Annotated in this window: 13 protein-coding genes; 5 read left to right on the top strand and 8 right to left on the bottom strand. The window is 44.5% G+C overall.

What is annotated here, in order from left to right; translation table 11 throughout:
- Positions 1-6 precede the first annotated feature (6 nt).
- A complete protein-coding gene (locus ACTXGL_RS12060) occupies positions 7-972 on the bottom strand; it encodes an alpha/beta hydrolase family protein (RefSeq protein WP_443527003.1) in 966 nt (321 codons plus the stop codon).
- A gap of 306 nt (positions 973-1,278) precedes the next feature.
- On the opposite strand from ACTXGL_RS12060, the gene ACTXGL_RS12055 reads away from it, so the two are divergent.
- Positions 1,279-1,962: an LOG family protein gene (locus tag ACTXGL_RS12055; RefSeq protein WP_443527002.1), complete on the top strand. Its 684-nt coding sequence runs from the start codon at positions 1,279-1,281 to the stop codon at positions 1,960-1,962.
- 195 nt (positions 1,963-2,157) lie between these two features.
- On the opposite strand, the gene ACTXGL_RS12050 is transcribed toward ACTXGL_RS12055, so the two are convergent.
- Positions 2,158-3,726: an FAD-dependent oxidoreductase gene (locus ACTXGL_RS12050; protein WP_443527044.1), complete on the bottom strand. Its 1,569-nt coding sequence runs from the start codon at positions 3,724-3,726 to the stop codon at positions 2,158-2,160.
- A gap of 599 nt (positions 3,727-4,325) precedes the next feature.
- On the opposite strand from ACTXGL_RS12050, the gene ACTXGL_RS12045 reads away from it, so the two are divergent.
- Positions 4,326-4,760, top strand: coding sequence for a COG4315 family predicted lipoprotein (locus ACTXGL_RS12045; RefSeq protein WP_443527001.1), 435 nt, complete (start codon positions 4,326-4,328; stop codon positions 4,758-4,760).
- A 118-nt stretch (positions 4,761-4,878) separates the two neighbouring features.
- Here ACTXGL_RS12045 and ACTXGL_RS12040 read toward each other — a convergent pair whose 3' ends face one another.
- Complete coding sequence (locus ACTXGL_RS12040; protein ID WP_443527000.1) at positions 4,879-5,478, bottom strand: YceI family protein; 600 nt, start codon at positions 5,476-5,478, stop codon at positions 4,879-4,881.
- A 516-nt stretch (positions 5,479-5,994) separates the two neighbouring features.
- Between ACTXGL_RS12040 and ACTXGL_RS12035 the strand changes: the two genes are divergently transcribed.
- Positions 5,995-6,273: a type B 50S ribosomal protein L31 gene (locus ACTXGL_RS12035; protein ID WP_057761772.1), complete on the top strand. Its 279-nt coding sequence runs from the start codon at positions 5,995-5,997 to the stop codon at positions 6,271-6,273.
- 109 nt (positions 6,274-6,382) lie between these two features.
- Here the strand turns inward: ACTXGL_RS12035 and ACTXGL_RS12030 are convergent, their stop codons facing one another.
- From ACTXGL_RS12030 to ACTXGL_RS12015, 4 genes are all read right to left on the bottom strand, one after another.
- Positions 6,383-7,210, bottom strand: a complete 828-nt coding sequence (locus ACTXGL_RS12030; protein ID WP_443526999.1) for an SGNH/GDSL hydrolase family protein — start codon at positions 7,208-7,210, stop codon at positions 6,383-6,385.
- Entirely contained in the window at positions 7,204-8,601 is a 1,398-nt protein-coding gene (locus ACTXGL_RS12025) for a nicotinate phosphoribosyltransferase (RefSeq protein ID WP_443526998.1), read from the bottom strand. Before ACTXGL_RS12025 ends, ACTXGL_RS12030 begins: the two co-directional genes overlap by 7 nt.
- A gap of 194 nt (positions 8,602-8,795) precedes the next feature.
- A complete protein-coding gene (locus ACTXGL_RS12020; protein ID WP_443526997.1) occupies positions 8,796-9,863 on the bottom strand; it encodes a bifunctional nicotinamide-nucleotide adenylyltransferase/Nudix hydroxylase in 1,068 nt (355 codons plus the stop codon).
- A gap of 139 nt (positions 9,864-10,002) precedes the next feature.
- Positions 10,003-10,992, bottom strand: a complete 990-nt coding sequence (locus ACTXGL_RS12015) for an alpha/beta fold hydrolase (RefSeq protein WP_443526996.1) — start codon at positions 10,990-10,992, stop codon at positions 10,003-10,005.
- A gap of 628 nt (positions 10,993-11,620) precedes the next feature.
- Between ACTXGL_RS12015 and nfuA the strand changes: the two genes are divergently transcribed.
- Both nfuA and ACTXGL_RS12005 read left to right on the top strand, forming a co-directional pair.
- Positions 11,621-12,292 (top strand): Fe-S biogenesis protein NfuA, encoded by a 672-nt coding sequence (nfuA, locus tag ACTXGL_RS12010; RefSeq protein WP_443526995.1) that lies wholly within the window; start codon positions 11,621-11,623, stop codon positions 12,290-12,292.
- 226 nt (positions 12,293-12,518) lie between these two features.
- Positions 12,519-13,835 (top strand): O-acetylhomoserine aminocarboxypropyltransferase/cysteine synthase family protein, encoded by a 1,317-nt coding sequence (locus tag ACTXGL_RS12005; RefSeq protein ID WP_443526994.1) that lies wholly within the window; start codon positions 12,519-12,521, stop codon positions 13,833-13,835.
- Positions 13,836-14,052: 217 nt separating this feature from the next.
- On the opposite strand, the gene ACTXGL_RS12000 is transcribed toward ACTXGL_RS12005, so the two are convergent.
- Complete coding sequence (locus ACTXGL_RS12000; RefSeq protein WP_443526993.1) at positions 14,053-15,066, bottom strand: adenosine kinase; 1,014 nt, start codon at positions 15,064-15,066, stop codon at positions 14,053-14,055.
- Positions 15,067-15,098: the final 32 nt, after the last annotated feature.

The raw sequence follows: 15,098 nt of genomic DNA, 5'->3' as shown, positions 1-15,098 counted from the left end.
TAAAGCCTATTCACCTTTGCTCAGCCAATCTACTGCCATTTGCCAAAGCTCTGGTGCTTTGGCATTGGTTTTACCACTAAAATAGAGCATATGACCGACTTGATTTAGTCCAAAATCATCAGGGTCTAAGAAGCGCTTCTCTACAGGCATCTTGGTAAATACGCGTATCATATCGTCCATGTTTTCACTATTGGCGATATCATCATCACTAAAGCCTAACCACAGTGCTGGCGTGCTGAGCTCATCATAAAAATGCGTGTGAATGCTTTTGCCAAACGCGGTTTTGATATAGCCTGCGCCATTGCACCACTCACGCCATTGGCGCGCAACGCCGCGTGGCAATGGCTCGCCCATACCAATCTTGTCTGCAGGTGTATAGCCCAATGCTAAGTTAGTAGTCGGAATAAAAACATCCATAAACCACATCGCTTTGAGCTTATAGGGCATACCCATGTTTTTGATCTGTCCTGATGAGCAGGCGACATTGAACACTGAAGAGATGGCGTCATGGTTCGGCATTAACCCAATGAGCTGTCCACCCGCGCTGTGACCGATGAGATGGTAAGACGCGTTAGGGAACTGATCTTGTAGCGCATCAAGTACGGCTGGCATATCATGGCGACCCCAGCTGATTAAAGAAGCACTACATTTTGCCAGCTCAGTCGACAATGACTCGCCGATACCTTCATTGTCAAAGGTCAGGACACCAAAGCCACTCTGTGCCAAATATGTCGCAAAGTTATGATAAAAACGGCGCTTGATGCCGGTAGCGGGCGCCATCATAATGGCTTTTGTGGGCGCCTCTTTAGGACGATAGACTGTAGCTGCCAGTACTTGATTGCGATCGGTCATGATGCTTAGCGAGTATATGTCGATATCAGTAGCGCTGTCCGTACTATTAGCGTTGATCAAGTTGTTATCGATGATAGAATTTGGGTGGTCTGTAGTCAAAGAAGCGTCGCGATTATCCATCGTTATACCTTAGTGTTTTTTTATTGGTAGATAATAATTATTAAACTATGATGTGTCACAAATACATGTCTTTAAAGTGTAGTTTTTGCGTAGTGATAAATCCCTGTGACTGTGTGATAGCATTGCTTATGTTAAGATAAATGCTGGTGAGACGGTTGCTCAAATATGACTTCCAAGTTTTATAAACCTTGGCTGAGCGCGTTTTATAAACAATGTGCATGATAATACAAACGAAGGGTGTCGGTGTTTTACCTTCACCAATAACAAGCACTCAATAAAACCTGATATAAAAATTAAGGATGCTGTATGCAAATGAAAATAAATGACGATACTTACGATGTAATTACTAGTAAGGACATCACAGATATAGAAAAAGCAGTGGATAAATCAGCATTGACGATGCCATTGGTCGCGGTATATTGCGGTTCGCGCTTGGGTAACAGTGATATTTATGAGCAGGCGGCGCGTGAGTTAGGTAGTGCGTTGGCAAATAATGGCATGGGATTGGTGTATGGCGGAGCCAGTATCGGTCTTATGGGTGCTGTGGCAGATGAAGTCATCACTGGTGGTGCTGAGGCCGTGGGCGTCATCCCAACTTTCATGCTCAAGCACGAAATTGCTCATGAGCAGCTAACTCGCTTGCATTTGACCGATACGATGCATACTCGAAAGACAGTCATGGCAGAGTACGCGGATGCTTTTATTACCTTGCCGGGCGGGCTAGGCACACTAGAAGAAATCATGGAAATCGCTACATGGCGTCAGTTGTACCAACACGAAAAGCCAATGATTATTTTAAATATCAATGGTTTTTATGACCGTATGATCGAGCATCTAAAATATACGACTGAGCAAGGCTTTATGAAGCAGCAAGATTTAGACCGTCTAGTAGTATGCAATACCATTGATGAGGCAATCGACATGTTACAGACCGTCGTGACTATCAAAGACGATGTCGATACAGAAAAAATGGCGGGCAGTAACCGCTAGGGTTGTCAGTATATAACCTAAATACGCTTATCAATCTGAAATGATGGCAATCATCATTAGTACATTGAAAGCAGGTACATTGAAAGCAAGCACACTGCAAGTGAGCACAAAAAAAGAGCAGATAACCCTATATAGGTTGTCTGCTCTTTTTTCTACGTATGGACAAAGTAACAACTTATCAATAAACGATAACGGCTACGCACCAGCCGGTGACAAATCGTCCAAAACCGCTTCGCGAACACTATGATTGACATCTGCCATCGCTATTGGAAAACCGCGCTGCTCAGCGAGTACGCGAGCCACCTTATCGACAGACACACCATCGTTGTGTGTCAGATATGACCATTCGTGCGCATAACGGCCACGATTCATCGGTGTATCGTTATCTACTAGTCCAAGTTCTGTCAACTCATTGACTATCTGATCAGCAGCGATCAGGGTTGAAGACGCTTTGACATTTTCTGCACGGGCGTAGCGTATATTAGAGTATAGGCTGACATCAGCCACCCGTAAGGTATCATCTTCTCCAGGAATTTGCTGCCCGCCATATAGCGCGTTACCGATGGTACGCGCACTATTGAATGTCGGTACAAACTCAGCCACATATTCAATTGCTTGCTGACTACGCGCTTGTAGCGGTGCTTTGTCCCAGCCATCTTCGATGTAATGTACATACTGCTGTGGTAGCTTGGGCTGAGCACTGTCAGTGTTAGAGGCGACCAAACCATCATCGAATAAAGTGATCGCTTTACTCATCCCATGTATTTGGAAGTAGCCACCAGGGTAAGGGGTTAACTGTGCCATACCTTCGGGCGTACCTCGTTGACCATAAACAATAATCTCGGGTATCTGTCCACCTGCATCGCCCCAATGGGTAACATAGGAAGACTTGAACTCAACCATACGCGTGACTTCTACACCGACCATATCGTCGATGACGCCAGTACGAAAACCGCACGCATTGATTAGGTAATCAACTTCGATAGACTCAGTTTGAGAGGCGTTCTCTTGATCGTAAGCTTGGTTATGAGCTTGTTGATAGTCAATACGCCATTTAGTAACATGATGATCGGCGTTGGTGCAGTTCTCACAATCTACCGGAACTACTTTTTGTACCGTAGTATCAGTGAAGACATGGGCATGGTCATACTCTTCAAGCGCTAACTGCGCAGAGGCCGCCAAACGAAAGATATTCCAGCCGTACTCTTGTACCACAATCAACGGAAATTTTACTTTGTTTAAGTCTAGGTATTTGGCAACAGGTATTACCCATTCATCAACTGTGCTCGGTACGGCAACTTGCTCACGTTTGGAGAGCTCTAGCAGCTGTTCATGACTATAGAGCTGATAGTAGTCTTCAGGCTCGCCCAATACTTTATTGTTAGCGTCTTGCTCGATCAGTTCTTGATAAGCGTCTGTTAACGTGTTCAAGCGCGGTAGCAAGTCTTCAGGAAACCCTTCATCGCGTGTTGGCACCGCAAATACAGTGGGGCGAACATCGATGGTATGAGGATAGAGGCGTAATATATCGATACATTGTTTGAGAAGTGCCACACAATCCTCATCAGGTATCTCACGGTATAAGTTACCACCTGCATGCAAATGGCACATTGGTGGACCATCAATAAGTGATTTTTTCTTTTCAAACAAGTAAGTTTCAAGTCCTAGCGCTGCTAAGCGAATAGCAATCGTTGACCCTGCAGTACCGCCGCCCAAGATACCAACGCGTTTTGTAGGCGATACGTTTTTGCCTCCATGAGACATCAAGTCAAAAGCAGAACCCTGTTTTGCAGAGTCTTGTTTGATAAGGTGAGCGCGATTTTTATTAGAAGACTGAGTCATTGTCGTCGTTGTATCCTTAGTAGCATTTGCATCAGGCTATGCTCGGTGTAATCGTGTAATGTCTTATAACTATTGATATGCGTGCGAAAGGCGCTAAGTTCAACATTTATGTATGAGTTGCAGTGAGCATGTTATCTATCATGTCATAGTCTATTGTGTAGTCATTCTTCACTTCCATAAGACTATTTTACGAAGAACTGTAGATAATATGATGACAAATACGTAAGTAGATGCATGAGTTTTGTCAACGAGGTGCTATAACCGCAGATTGGTTTTTGGCAGAAGGGCAAAGCAGGAAGCAAGATAGTAGAGTTAAGGTGCTAAGTGAAAATGCTCGTACTTAATCATTTTGTAAAGTTCAGCCACTTTTGTAAGTTTGTATATGGATGACCGTTATGGCGAAAAACTGTGTGCTATATTTATTTCGCTCAAGTGAGGTTAAAGCCCAGTTTTTATATCAGAAAATAAAAACGGCTCATAAAATTTATTATTACAATTATCAAAATGACAAGGAAGTTACTATGAAAAATATCATGATGTTATCTGCTCTAACAGGCGTTTTGGCACTGACAGGTTGTACGACGCTAAAGAGCGTCGTCGGTAATGACATGTCAGGTACACATGAGGTGCGAGCCACTAGCAATAATACTGCGCCAGTCGCTAGTAAAAACGGCGTATTGGTCGACGCAACCAATCACATGACACTATATACTTTTGATAAAGATTCAATGAACATGTCAGCTTGCGGCGGCGCCTGCCAAGTTGTGTGGCCAATATTTCAAGCACCAAGCAATGCAAAAGCTTCTGGTCAGTTTGCTGCATTCAAACGTGAAGATGGTAAGTATCAGTGGGCCATGAATGGTAAGCCTTTATACTTCTACGCCAATGACACCAAAATGGGTGATAAAGATGGCGACGATAAGCTTGACGTTTGGCACGTGATCCCAACAAAATAATCTACGATAGTTTGATATAAACATAAAAAAGCAGCGCCTATATAGGTGCTGCTTTTTTGTTACCGTCGACTAAAAATTGATATTTAGGACGAACGTAGATATTCAGCAAAGTCTGTCTTTATTTTTTCTCTACCAGTTCACCGTCGATTTGGATAGGGACGTTGGTCGTAATACCGCTAGCGTAAGCAGTCATACCATAAGCGGCGCGATCGATCGTACCAGTAGCGCGAAAACCAGCAACGGGCTCTTTAGTCAGTGGGCTGTTATCGATTTTATTTAACGTAACATCCAGTGTCAGTGGCTTGGTCTGACCGAGTAAGGTAAAGTCACCGGTTACTTTGGCTTGCTGTGGGTTGATAAATTTAACTTGGGTCGATTTGAACGTCATAGTTGGGTACTTTTCGACATTAAAAAATTCATCGGTTTTTAGATGTTTATCACGAGCATCCCAATTGGTATCGATACTATCAGTTGCAATAGTAAATTCCATGCTGGCTTGATTTGGTGCTTTCATATCATAATTCACCGTGCCCTCGACATCACTAAAATGACCCATTGTGGTCGAGAATCCCATATGGCTCACAGAAAATCCAACACGAGTATGTGAATTATCTAATTCCCACTGAGTTGGTAGTGCCGCACTTGCCATAGTAGTGATAGCAAGCGCTGAGCTGACGAATAACGCTTTAGCAGTAGTTTTCATTGTCATATTTATCATTGAATAGTCCTTATTGAGTATTTGTTTTCCATGCTTGATTATAAATCTAAGCTTGTCTATAAATGAGTAGAGCGATACTTCCTGTAGACCTGATCAATATCGCATAGTTGTGTAGTTTAATATGCTAAGTATAAATGACATAGTCATAGCATATTTATTTAGATAAACTACAGTATTTTATACTACAGATTAATTTTACTAACTAAATAATTGTACTGAATTACATTGCTTATCTCAAGACCGTAGCTATATTATTGACAACTTATCACATATCTCTATCACAACTGCAGCTTGCGTCCGCGTCAAAAAAGCGTTAAAATCGCGGTTTAATTTTCCCGCTGGGGAAAGGCTAAGTGAGCAGAAGCGTGGTATTGGGTGCTGGAATAAGCCAGTGATGCAGTTGCCATACTTGTAATGTCCTTAGTGCCTCAGTTACGTATGTGTTCGCTTGTTTGAGACATCATTTATGATGTTGATTGACACTGCCCTACATACATCGGACCTAGAGAGTATATTATGCGTAAAGATATCCATCCTAACTATCAAGAAGTTTTATTCCACGACACTAACGCTGACGTGTTCTTTTTGACTCGCTCAACGGCTAAGACTAAAGCGACTCGTGAATACGAAGGTAAAGAATACCCATACTACCCACTTGATATCTCAAGTGCGTCGCATCCATTCTATACTGGTGAGCAACGTAAAACGTCTACTGAAGGCCGTGTTGCAAGCTTCAACAAACGCTTTGGTGCATTTGGTGGCCGTAGCAAGAAAGCTGCTGACGCTGCTGAGTAATTTACCCTTATGGTGTAAATATATACTGCCAAGCAATAAAAAACCGCTGACTATTCAGCGGTTTTTTTTGTTTTGAGTCTCTTGTTTTTAGGTGTGCTTAGTAGTCAGTCTAAGCGGTAGATGAGTCTAATAACTGAGTCATCGTCTCTACAATCTGCTGCGCCCAGTAGCCATACATCAGGCTACTGGGATGAAAGCCATCACTCGCGAACATCACAGCGATATCGATAGGGTCACCATTTGCATGCTCCTCTATCATACGGGCAAAGTCAGTTGCCATGTAGTGGACACCATTATGAGCTGCGCATACTTGCTGTAATATCTCATCAAGCAATGAGGCTTTTGCACCCACAAAATTATTGAGCGGGGCAGGGATTGCAGGCATTTGCGCCATTGGTGGTAAACTCAAAAATATTAACTCACGGACACCGAATTTACGCTGTGCAATATTAATAATGTCTTCGATCTGCTGCTGCCATTTTTGTACAGAGACATTAGAAGTCGTATCATTGACGCCGACACTCAACAACATCACATCAATAGGTTGCTCAGGAGCAGGTAAGACATACAATCTGCGCAAAATATCAAAACTGGTATGACCTGTGGTCGCCTGCAATGACCAATTAAGCTGAGCAAAGTTGGCCCGAATAACCTGATGCTGCTCCAATATCGGTATGAGTTTGCCAACCAGCGCCTCTTGCTGGGTTTGGCTGCCGACACCTGCTGCTGCCGAGTCACCGACGACCATTAGGTTAAGTGTAGTATTTATTTCAGATGACGACCCATCTGCTTTCGGCAATTTAACCATACCATGCCTTTCACCGTGTGGCTCAGGCAGACGAACCGTATCACGCTTGATTTTACGACCTTGATAAAAGTATACAGGGGCAAATAGTACGTCTTTTGCAACCGCTGTTAGTTTGTTGGTATCTACCATCCCGCACGTTCCCTAATAGTTGTCAGGCTATCTTCGATTAGTAGTTGACCGTCCACATAGACATCACGTAATAGGTTGTCAGCTGTGGCACTTATGTCTTGTTCTTTTATGGTTTCTATCTGACCGCTTTCGTTTTTTACTAGCGCCAGTCGCCCTTTTTTTGAGCGTTTTGAGCGGCTAGTGACAGGGTCTTTGTAAATGTCTTTCCATACGCCATTGATACAGATGGCGCTAGACTTCATTGCCCAGCTCATAGTGTCGCGATTGACTTGTTGTAGTAGACCGCCGCCCATACCAAAAGTCACGTTTTCGGCGCTAAAGCCTGCTTTCGTCACCACATCAATAATTTTGCTCAAGCTCTGGGCACTGATACCATCCCCTTGGATGATACGCACATAGTCGGGCAGTACTTTGTAGCCTTTGCTGTTTGTCGTCGTACCAAATTTCACAGCCAAACGCTCTAATGCTTCTCGAACGACTTTGGTCGGCTCACCGCTGTCTGGTCGAATGACTAAGGTGCCGCCCATATTTTTGACTTCATCCTTTAAGGTATCACCCCAGATATTGTCGATTGCATTCCACAAGTCATAGCTATCAGATACGACTGAGAACGCTTTATCTTCACCGCCGAACTGCTCAATCATGTTGTGAAAAGCAGCGGTCTCACCATCACGTCCCCATGCGGTCATCGTACTGTGCTCAGCCGCTGGGATAGAGAACGCAGGCATGTCATCACCCATCTGATACCAGCGACTGGCAGCAACCAATGCTGTCATCGAGTCCGTCCCAGCAAAGTTAACCAAATGTGCCAAACTACCCAGCGCAACGGTCTCTTGACTAGAGGCACCGCGTGCGCCAAAGTCATGCAAGCGAAACGGGAGCGACTCTGTGTTGTCCGCTGACTTTTCTAACGCTTGACGGATAATGTCTTTGCAGTAGCGAGAGACACTAGCAACCGTTGACGGGTACCAAATCGCGCGTAATAGTGCCGTTTCAATATAGCTGGGTAGCCAGTAAAACTCAGGGTCGGTATTGATAACCTGACAGACCACGTTAGACACAGGAACGATACTGCCTTCGGGGATGGCCTCGATACGCAGTGGCAAGTAGCCGTTGTGTTTTTCGATCAAGTGCTCCCAGCCAGCACGATTAAAGGTTAGCCCATGTGCTTGAATTACTTTTTCGGCTTCATCGATATCTTGATGGGTGATAGGGGTACTTAGGTATTCTTTGATAAAGGCTTGCAAGCCAAAAAACACCACATCGTAGTCACCTTTGCGCGCTTCAATGTAACTTGACAGATACTCACTACCGCTTGGGTATTGCACCCAATGTGAGGTCTTATAGCTGTCGCTGTTTAAGATTAAATTATTTAGATTGCTGGTGTACATCACAGAACTCCTCTGCTTTGAGATGCCGCAGCTGCTTTAATAAAAAAACAATTAGAAAGCAGTAGCGGCGGTTAAGTGCCGTCTATCGGCACTGGTATAAAATTTTGAGGACGAATGGTGCGCTCGCTAATGATGGTTGAATTAGCAGCTATTCTCTCAACCAGTCACTAAGACAAGCTATGTCTAAAAACAGGCTACAATCCAACCATCTTGGTAATAATCGCATAGTGGTCTTCAAACATCATCTTGGCATCAAGCTCAGCGAGTGGCAACCAAAATGCTTTGGTTGCATCATCGCCGCCTTTTACTTTTGGCAATCCTTTTGGATCGTTTTTGAGTTGAAAATAAAAGGCTTGGGTAATGGTGCGACCACGCGCTGATCGATACGGGTCGTCAAAGGTATGCTGACTGTGGCAAGAGCCGCGCAGTACAGGCTCAGGGACCTTGAGGCGTGTCTCTTCACGCAGCTCGCGGATACACGCATCGAATAGCGTCTCTTTTGGGTCCAAAAACCCGCCCGGCAGTGCCCAAAGCCCACGCCCTGGCATACTGCGCCGCTCAACCAGTAAGATATGTCCCGACTGTACAATCAGCGCGTCAGCCGTCATAAAGGTCGGCGGGTAGGGTGCTGACTCCCATTGTCTTTTGTATTTATCGATGAAGTCTGCTTCTTCGTGCAGCTGCTGATAGTCTTCGGTTTGCTTGAACTTGTCGAGGACGTTACGTGTCGACTCAGGCGTACGCTCGGGCGTCGGCGTAGCACCCATTAGGTAGCTGTCGCGAATCGGCGTGGCAGATAGGTTCTGATAATTGGGCACTGACACAGAGTCCCAGTTAGGGAATAGCGATAGGTAATACGATGAGCTGTCTTTTGAATGACCAATCAAGCCAATATCTGTCTGCAAGTCACCAGTGACAGATTTCACGCCTGCTTGGACATACTGGAGCCAGCGTGTGTCGTTATATAGTGCATCGTCTAGACCAACACAGTGGATACGTGCAGCATCCTCTGCTGAATAAGCGCCTTTGATCATTGCAGCACGCTCAGCGACGCTAAACGGATTACGTAAGCTGCGTGGTAGATTAGCAGAGCCAATCAGCATAATCACATCGTCTGAGCGTTTTAGTGCCTCATCAATAACGGCCTTGTGTCCAGCATGAAACGGCTGGAAACGTCCGATAAAAACCAAATAACGATAGTGTTTATTGCCTTTCTGATCCAGGTTTTGCTTATCTGACTGTTGCTCTGATAATTCACTCATAGACGCCAACTTCCTACGACTTATTTTTATTGATTAAAAATTGATGACGCTAATACTGACACAGCGCATGACTTTATGACAAGTGCAAAGATGTTTAGGGGTGTGTCGTTATCGATATCATCTAATCCGCATATTTGCTTTAACCTGAATGCTTCTCTATCCATGCTGTCACTGTTGGCCAAATCTCTGTGGCTGCGTTGCGACTGATCATAATGCGACTGTGTGTGTAGTCATCTAAATCGCCGTTACTGAGCGAGTATTCTCGAAAGACATTGTACGAATTTTTAAAACCATCAAAAAACAACTGGCAGCCGCGAGTAGGGGAGATAAAATTATCTCCTTTAGCACTGATAGAATAAATAGGGGTCGTGATTTGTGGCATATACTGTCGATAGTCGATAAAGTCGTTACTAGCGTTTTTTGAGTGGTGCATAGGCTCGTTCATACTGTCTGCATGCGCAGCGCCTTGGCTAAAACTTGCCGCATTCAAAAAGCTGCTTTTAAAGTTTTTGTGCAAATTCCAATCATACCACTGGGTCATCGTATGATAGCTTTCATTAAAGGGCCCCATGTTGAGTGATTTGGCAGGAATAAAACCAACTAGCCTGGTAACGAGTTTGGCGGCGAGAATTTTCGCGTAGCTTGTTGAATTTAGCGTCGCCCCAAAAGCTTGGCAGGCAAACATACTGATGCTGTTGACCTTATCGATATAGCTAGGGTTTTGGACAAGAAACATGGTCAAACCAACACCGCCACCGCTATGAGTAACGCAGTGTAGGTTATCAAGTTTTAATTCTTCAAAGAAATAACGAAAAGTCGCTTCGTAGTCGTAAGTGGCAACAGTTTCAAAGTTAAACGACTCTTTTGGCTGTGAGCTGTCACCATGACCACGCCATTCCATGATATAGCAATGATGTCCCAAACCCGCAAAATACTCAGCGATTTTTAGACAGGTTTGTTTGTCTGAAAACGTACCATGTGTCAAAAATACATTTTGTGCGGTAACGTCAGAACCAGTATTGGCTAAACCCTCTGTCGTAGTAGCGCTTGCTGCCGTATCGACCACCTTCCAAACGGCAATTTCTTCATCATCTTTGGTAGTTACTAAGTGCAACGTCCGTGTCATCATAAAAGTGATCCTATCTTAAGCATACGCACGACTGATATACCGCCATCCATGGCTCATAAAAACAGCGCATCAAATGGTTAATAGTACGTCAAAACTAAATTATTTGCTCGGTATAGACTTAATCATTGCGGCGTATGCATTAATTTATTTGCAGGGTAGTTTAATTGATTTATAGAGCAGTGATGAAAACCATACCGATGATTGTATAGCAATGTAGAGTGACAAGAATAAAACCTGTGACCTGCTAGAAAAGCAATGAGTGCTTGATAAGTGACCAGTCTGTCTTTATATATAGGGTAGCGTCTAGATCAGCGTACTAACATGACCCCAATGGATTGTTTTTGCTATTAAAAAAATCAATGTCAACCATTTGTCGTGGTCACTGTCCAATTCACAGTAGCACAGTCGGAATTGTGACTTGTTTCAGGTATAATGACCACCATAAACGGATTGAATTTCACAAACATTGTGGTCCTTTCATAAATATGGTGATCAGTGTCATACAATAATAAACCTCAGTCACTGATGACTTACCAACCAACATAAATGCTAGACATTAAAAATTCAAATTCACGACACAGTAGCCATAATAGATATCGCATTTGTGTCATAACGCATAGGAAATATTATGAGTGAGCTAAACCAACCAGATCAGTCTACCGATTACGAATCAGCATTAGATACCGAGCAAGCTGAAGCGAAAAGTAACATTACGATCACTGAGTCTGCTCAAGGATACTTGGCAGATTTGTTATCCAAGCAGGATACCGATGGTATTGGTGTACGCATCTTTGTTGAGCATCCTGGCACGCCGCGTGCAGAGTGCTGCATGGCTTATAACCAGCCGGGCGAAGAAGACAGCGCTGACTTGCGTTTTACTTACGATGACTTTTCTGCCTTTATTGAGGCGGCGTCAGTACCTTATCTAGAAGATGCGGTCATTGATTACAATAAAGACCGTTTTGGTGGTCAGCTGACTTTCCGCGCGCCAAACTCCAAGGTACCTAAAGTAGGCGCTGATGCTAGCGTCGAAGAGCGCATCAACTATGTACTACAGTCTGAGATTAACCCAGGGTTGGCGGCTCATGGTGGTGATGTACAATTGCTTGAGTTGATTGACGAAGAAGGCATTGGTCTGACGGCGGTATTGAAATTCGGCGGTGGTTGTCAAGGGTGCTCGGCTGTTGATATGACACTGCGTCAAGGCGTTGAAGTGCAGCTCAAGCAGCAAATACCAGAGCTGACGCAAGTGGTTGATGATACTGACCACACGCGCACAGAGAACGCTTATTATAAATAAAAGCTTGTCAACCATATAAAATCTGAATGGTCAAACAATAGCTTTAGTATTATATTTAATAAAAAAGTCGAGTTCTAATGAACTTGGCTTTTTTTATTGATATGATTTGGTAGATAGCTTTTTAAGACCGTATTGAAACGCTGACTTTCGAGCAGTAGTTTTTAATCAGTCATTGTTAAACATTAACTTTTGATCTATACATTTTATGCACACAAGGGAATGTACTATGAGCGACGAACAAGCAGTCCAGCAGCAAGACCTAGAGAGCAACCAGCGTCTGGAGACGCTAGCCATTCATGCTGGCTATAGTGTTGAACAAACAACCAAGGCCGTAGCCGTACCTATCTATCACACCAGCTCATACGCGTTTGATAATACGCAGCATGGTGCTGATCTTTTTGATCTCAAAGTCGCTGGAAATATTTATACGCGTATCATGAATCCGACCAACGCGGTGCTAGAAGAGCGTGTTGCAGCGCTTGAAGGTGGTATCGGTGCGCTTGCAGTCGCTTCTGGTATGGCAGCCATCACTTATGCCATTCAGACTATCTGTGAAGCAGGTGACAATATTGTCGCTGTATCGACGCTATATGGCGGTACTTACAATCTGTTTGCGCACGCACTGCCGCGTCAGGGTATCGAGGTGCGGTTTTTTGATCACAAAGACCCAGAAGCGATTCGGGGTTTGATCGATGATAAGACCAAGATGGTGTTTGCAGAGAGTATCGGTAACCCCCTAGGTAATATCGTAGATATTCAGGCGCTCAGTGATATCGCTCATGAATATGGTGTGCCAGTGGTGATTGATAATACAGTGGCAACGCCTGCGCTATGTCGCCCGTTTGAGTTTGGGGCAGATATTGTGATTCATTCATTGACCAAATATATGAGTGGTACAGGAACATCAATTGGTGGTGCAATTGTCGATAGCGGTACGTTTGCTTGGGGCGACTACCCAGAGCGTTTTCCGTTGTTGAACACCCCAGACCATAGCTATCATGGCGTGAATTTTGTAAAAGACGTGGGCGCACCTGCCTTTATCGCTCGCGCACGTGTCGCGCCATTGCGCAATACGGGCGCCGCGCTTAGCCCACTGAACGCATTTAGTATCTTACAAGGAATGCAGACGTTGAGTCTGCGCATGGAGCGTCATGTACAGAATGCACAAGCTGCCGCAGAATATTTGCGTGATCATGACAAAGTCGCTTGGGTGAAGTACGCAGGTCTGTCTGATCATCCTGAACATGAGCTTGCTAAAAAATATATGAATGGCACACCTTCTGCTATTTTGACCTTTGGGGTAAAAGGCGGTCTTGAAGCAGGCGCGCGTTTTATCGATGCGTTACAGCTGATTACTCGATTAGTCAATATTGGCGACGCCAAATCACTGGCCTGTCATCCAGCAACGACGACTCATCGTCAGTTGAATGGACAAGAGCTTGAGCAAGCTGGCGTGAGTGAAGATATGGTGCGATTGTCGATTGGTATTGAGCATATTGAAGACATCAAAGCGGATCTTGCACAGGCACTGGCTGCTGCATAACATCAGCAACTGCTTGCTTTTTTAAGCAACATAGAAGCAAAAGCAACGTAATTGAATGGTGCTCATTCAAATACAAAAAAGCCCATATCTGTCTGATATGGGCTTTTTTATGTAAATATGTTCAGTGATAAAGTAGAGATGATCAGCTTAGATATACAAAGGCGTGCGCCTGACACTGTATTTTATCAATATAAGGCTGGCTATTATATGCGCTGAACTAAAGTATACGCTGCGCGATGTCTCGATAATCTTGCGAGGTCAGGCGTGGTCCAAACTGTTGAATCACTTGCGCTGATATCTCGCTGGCAAGACGTCCGCATTCTGGTAAGCTAAATTGTTGCGATAAGGCATATAAGAAAGCACCAGCATAGTTATCACCTGCGCCATTGGTATCGATAACATTAGCCACTACTGGCGTTGCAACGTCATAAACCTCAATCTCTGCCTCGTCATTTGGTTTGTGCACGATAATGGCGCCATTAGCACCATCAGTCACAACCGCTGTCTGACAGTACTCAAGTAGGGCACGCGCTGCTGCTTTGACTTGCTTTTTATCTGTAAATAGCTTGGCTTCTTCACTGTTGCAGAATATCACCGCGACTTTATTACCTAGCATATTGAGTAGGCCTTCTTTGGCAAACTTCACCACGGCAGGATCAGCAAAACTCACCGCGATTTTTGCATTATGAATACCTGCTTGCTGACGCAGCTGCGTCATCGCTGGCTGAATGCTCTCAGACATCGCTAGATATCCTTCGAGGTATAGCCAATCCGCTTGCGTCAAGGCATCGAAGTCGACGTTGTCCGCAGCGATCTCGCTTGAGGTGCCAAGATAGGTTTGCATAGTACGCTCACCGTCTTCTGTGACAGCGACCACACATGAGCCAGTCACACCGCCTGCATGGATAGATTTTTTTGAAGTGGAGACGCCTGCTTCGTGCAAATCTCTAAGGTAAAATGCGCCTTGATCGTCATCACCCACGCGGCAGGCATAGAACGGTTTGCCGCCTAGGCTTGCAAAGGCATACATCGTATTGGCTGCTGAACCGCCGCCCGCCTGCTTTGACGGGGCAATGTTGGCAAGCTGGAAGTATGCTAGGAGCTGCTGTTGCTCTTCAAATTCTGCTAGGGTCATATTGCCTTTAGTCAGCTCGGTTTCTTCTAGTGCGGCATCTGATAACACATACTCGTGATCAACCAACGCATTACCTATTGCCATTACGTCGTACATTGCTTACCTCTCTTTAATATGTTTATAACTAT

Source organism: Psychrobacter sp. T6-6 (assembly GCF_052258185.1).
GTDB lineage: Bacteria > Pseudomonadota > Gammaproteobacteria > Pseudomonadales > Moraxellaceae > Psychrobacter.
This window is presented reverse-complemented; position numbering and strand designations above follow the sequence as displayed.

Bases quoted from the DNA above. Each gene is read 5' to 3' on its own strand.
- ACTXGL_RS12020 (WP_443526997.1), bottom strand. From the start codon at position 9,863: ATGAGTGAATTATCAGAGCAACAGTCAGATAAGCAAAACCTGGATCAG.
- ACTXGL_RS12050 (WP_443527044.1), bottom strand. From the start codon at position 3,726: ATGTCTCATGGAGGCAAAAACGTATCGCCTACAAAACGCGTTGGTATC.
- ACTXGL_RS12000 (WP_443526993.1), bottom strand. From the start codon at position 15,066: ATGTACGACGTAATGGCAATAGGTAATGCGTTGGTTGATCACGAGTAT.
- ACTXGL_RS12035 (WP_057761772.1), top strand. From the start codon at position 5,995: ATGCGTAAAGATATCCATCCTAACTATCAAGAAGTTTTATTCCACGAC.
- ACTXGL_RS12045 (WP_443527001.1), top strand. From the start codon at position 4,326: ATGAAAAATATCATGATGTTATCTGCTCTAACAGGCGTTTTGGCACTG.
- ACTXGL_RS12015 (WP_443526996.1), bottom strand. From the start codon at position 10,992: ATGATGACACGGACGTTGCACTTAGTAACTACCAAAGATGATGAAGAA.
- ACTXGL_RS12060 (WP_443527003.1), bottom strand. From the start codon at position 972: ATGGATAATCGCGACGCTTCTTTGACTACAGACCACCCAAATTCTATC.
- ACTXGL_RS12040 (WP_443527000.1), bottom strand. From the start codon at position 5,478: ATGATAAATATGACAATGAAAACTACTGCTAAAGCGTTATTCGTCAGC.
- ACTXGL_RS12055 (WP_443527002.1), top strand. From the start codon at position 1,279: ATGCAAATGAAAATAAATGACGATACTTACGATGTAATTACTAGTAAG.
- ACTXGL_RS12025 (WP_443526998.1), bottom strand. From the start codon at position 8,601: ATGTACACCAGCAATCTAAATAATTTAATCTTAAACAGCGACAGCTAT.
- ACTXGL_RS12005 (WP_443526994.1), top strand. From the start codon at position 12,519: ATGAGCGACGAACAAGCAGTCCAGCAGCAAGACCTAGAGAGCAACCAG.
- ACTXGL_RS12030 (WP_443526999.1), bottom strand. From the start codon at position 7,210: ATGGTAGATACCAACAAACTAACAGCGGTTGCAAAAGACGTACTATTT.
- nfuA (WP_443526995.1), top strand. From the start codon at position 11,621: ATGAGTGAGCTAAACCAACCAGATCAGTCTACCGATTACGAATCAGCA.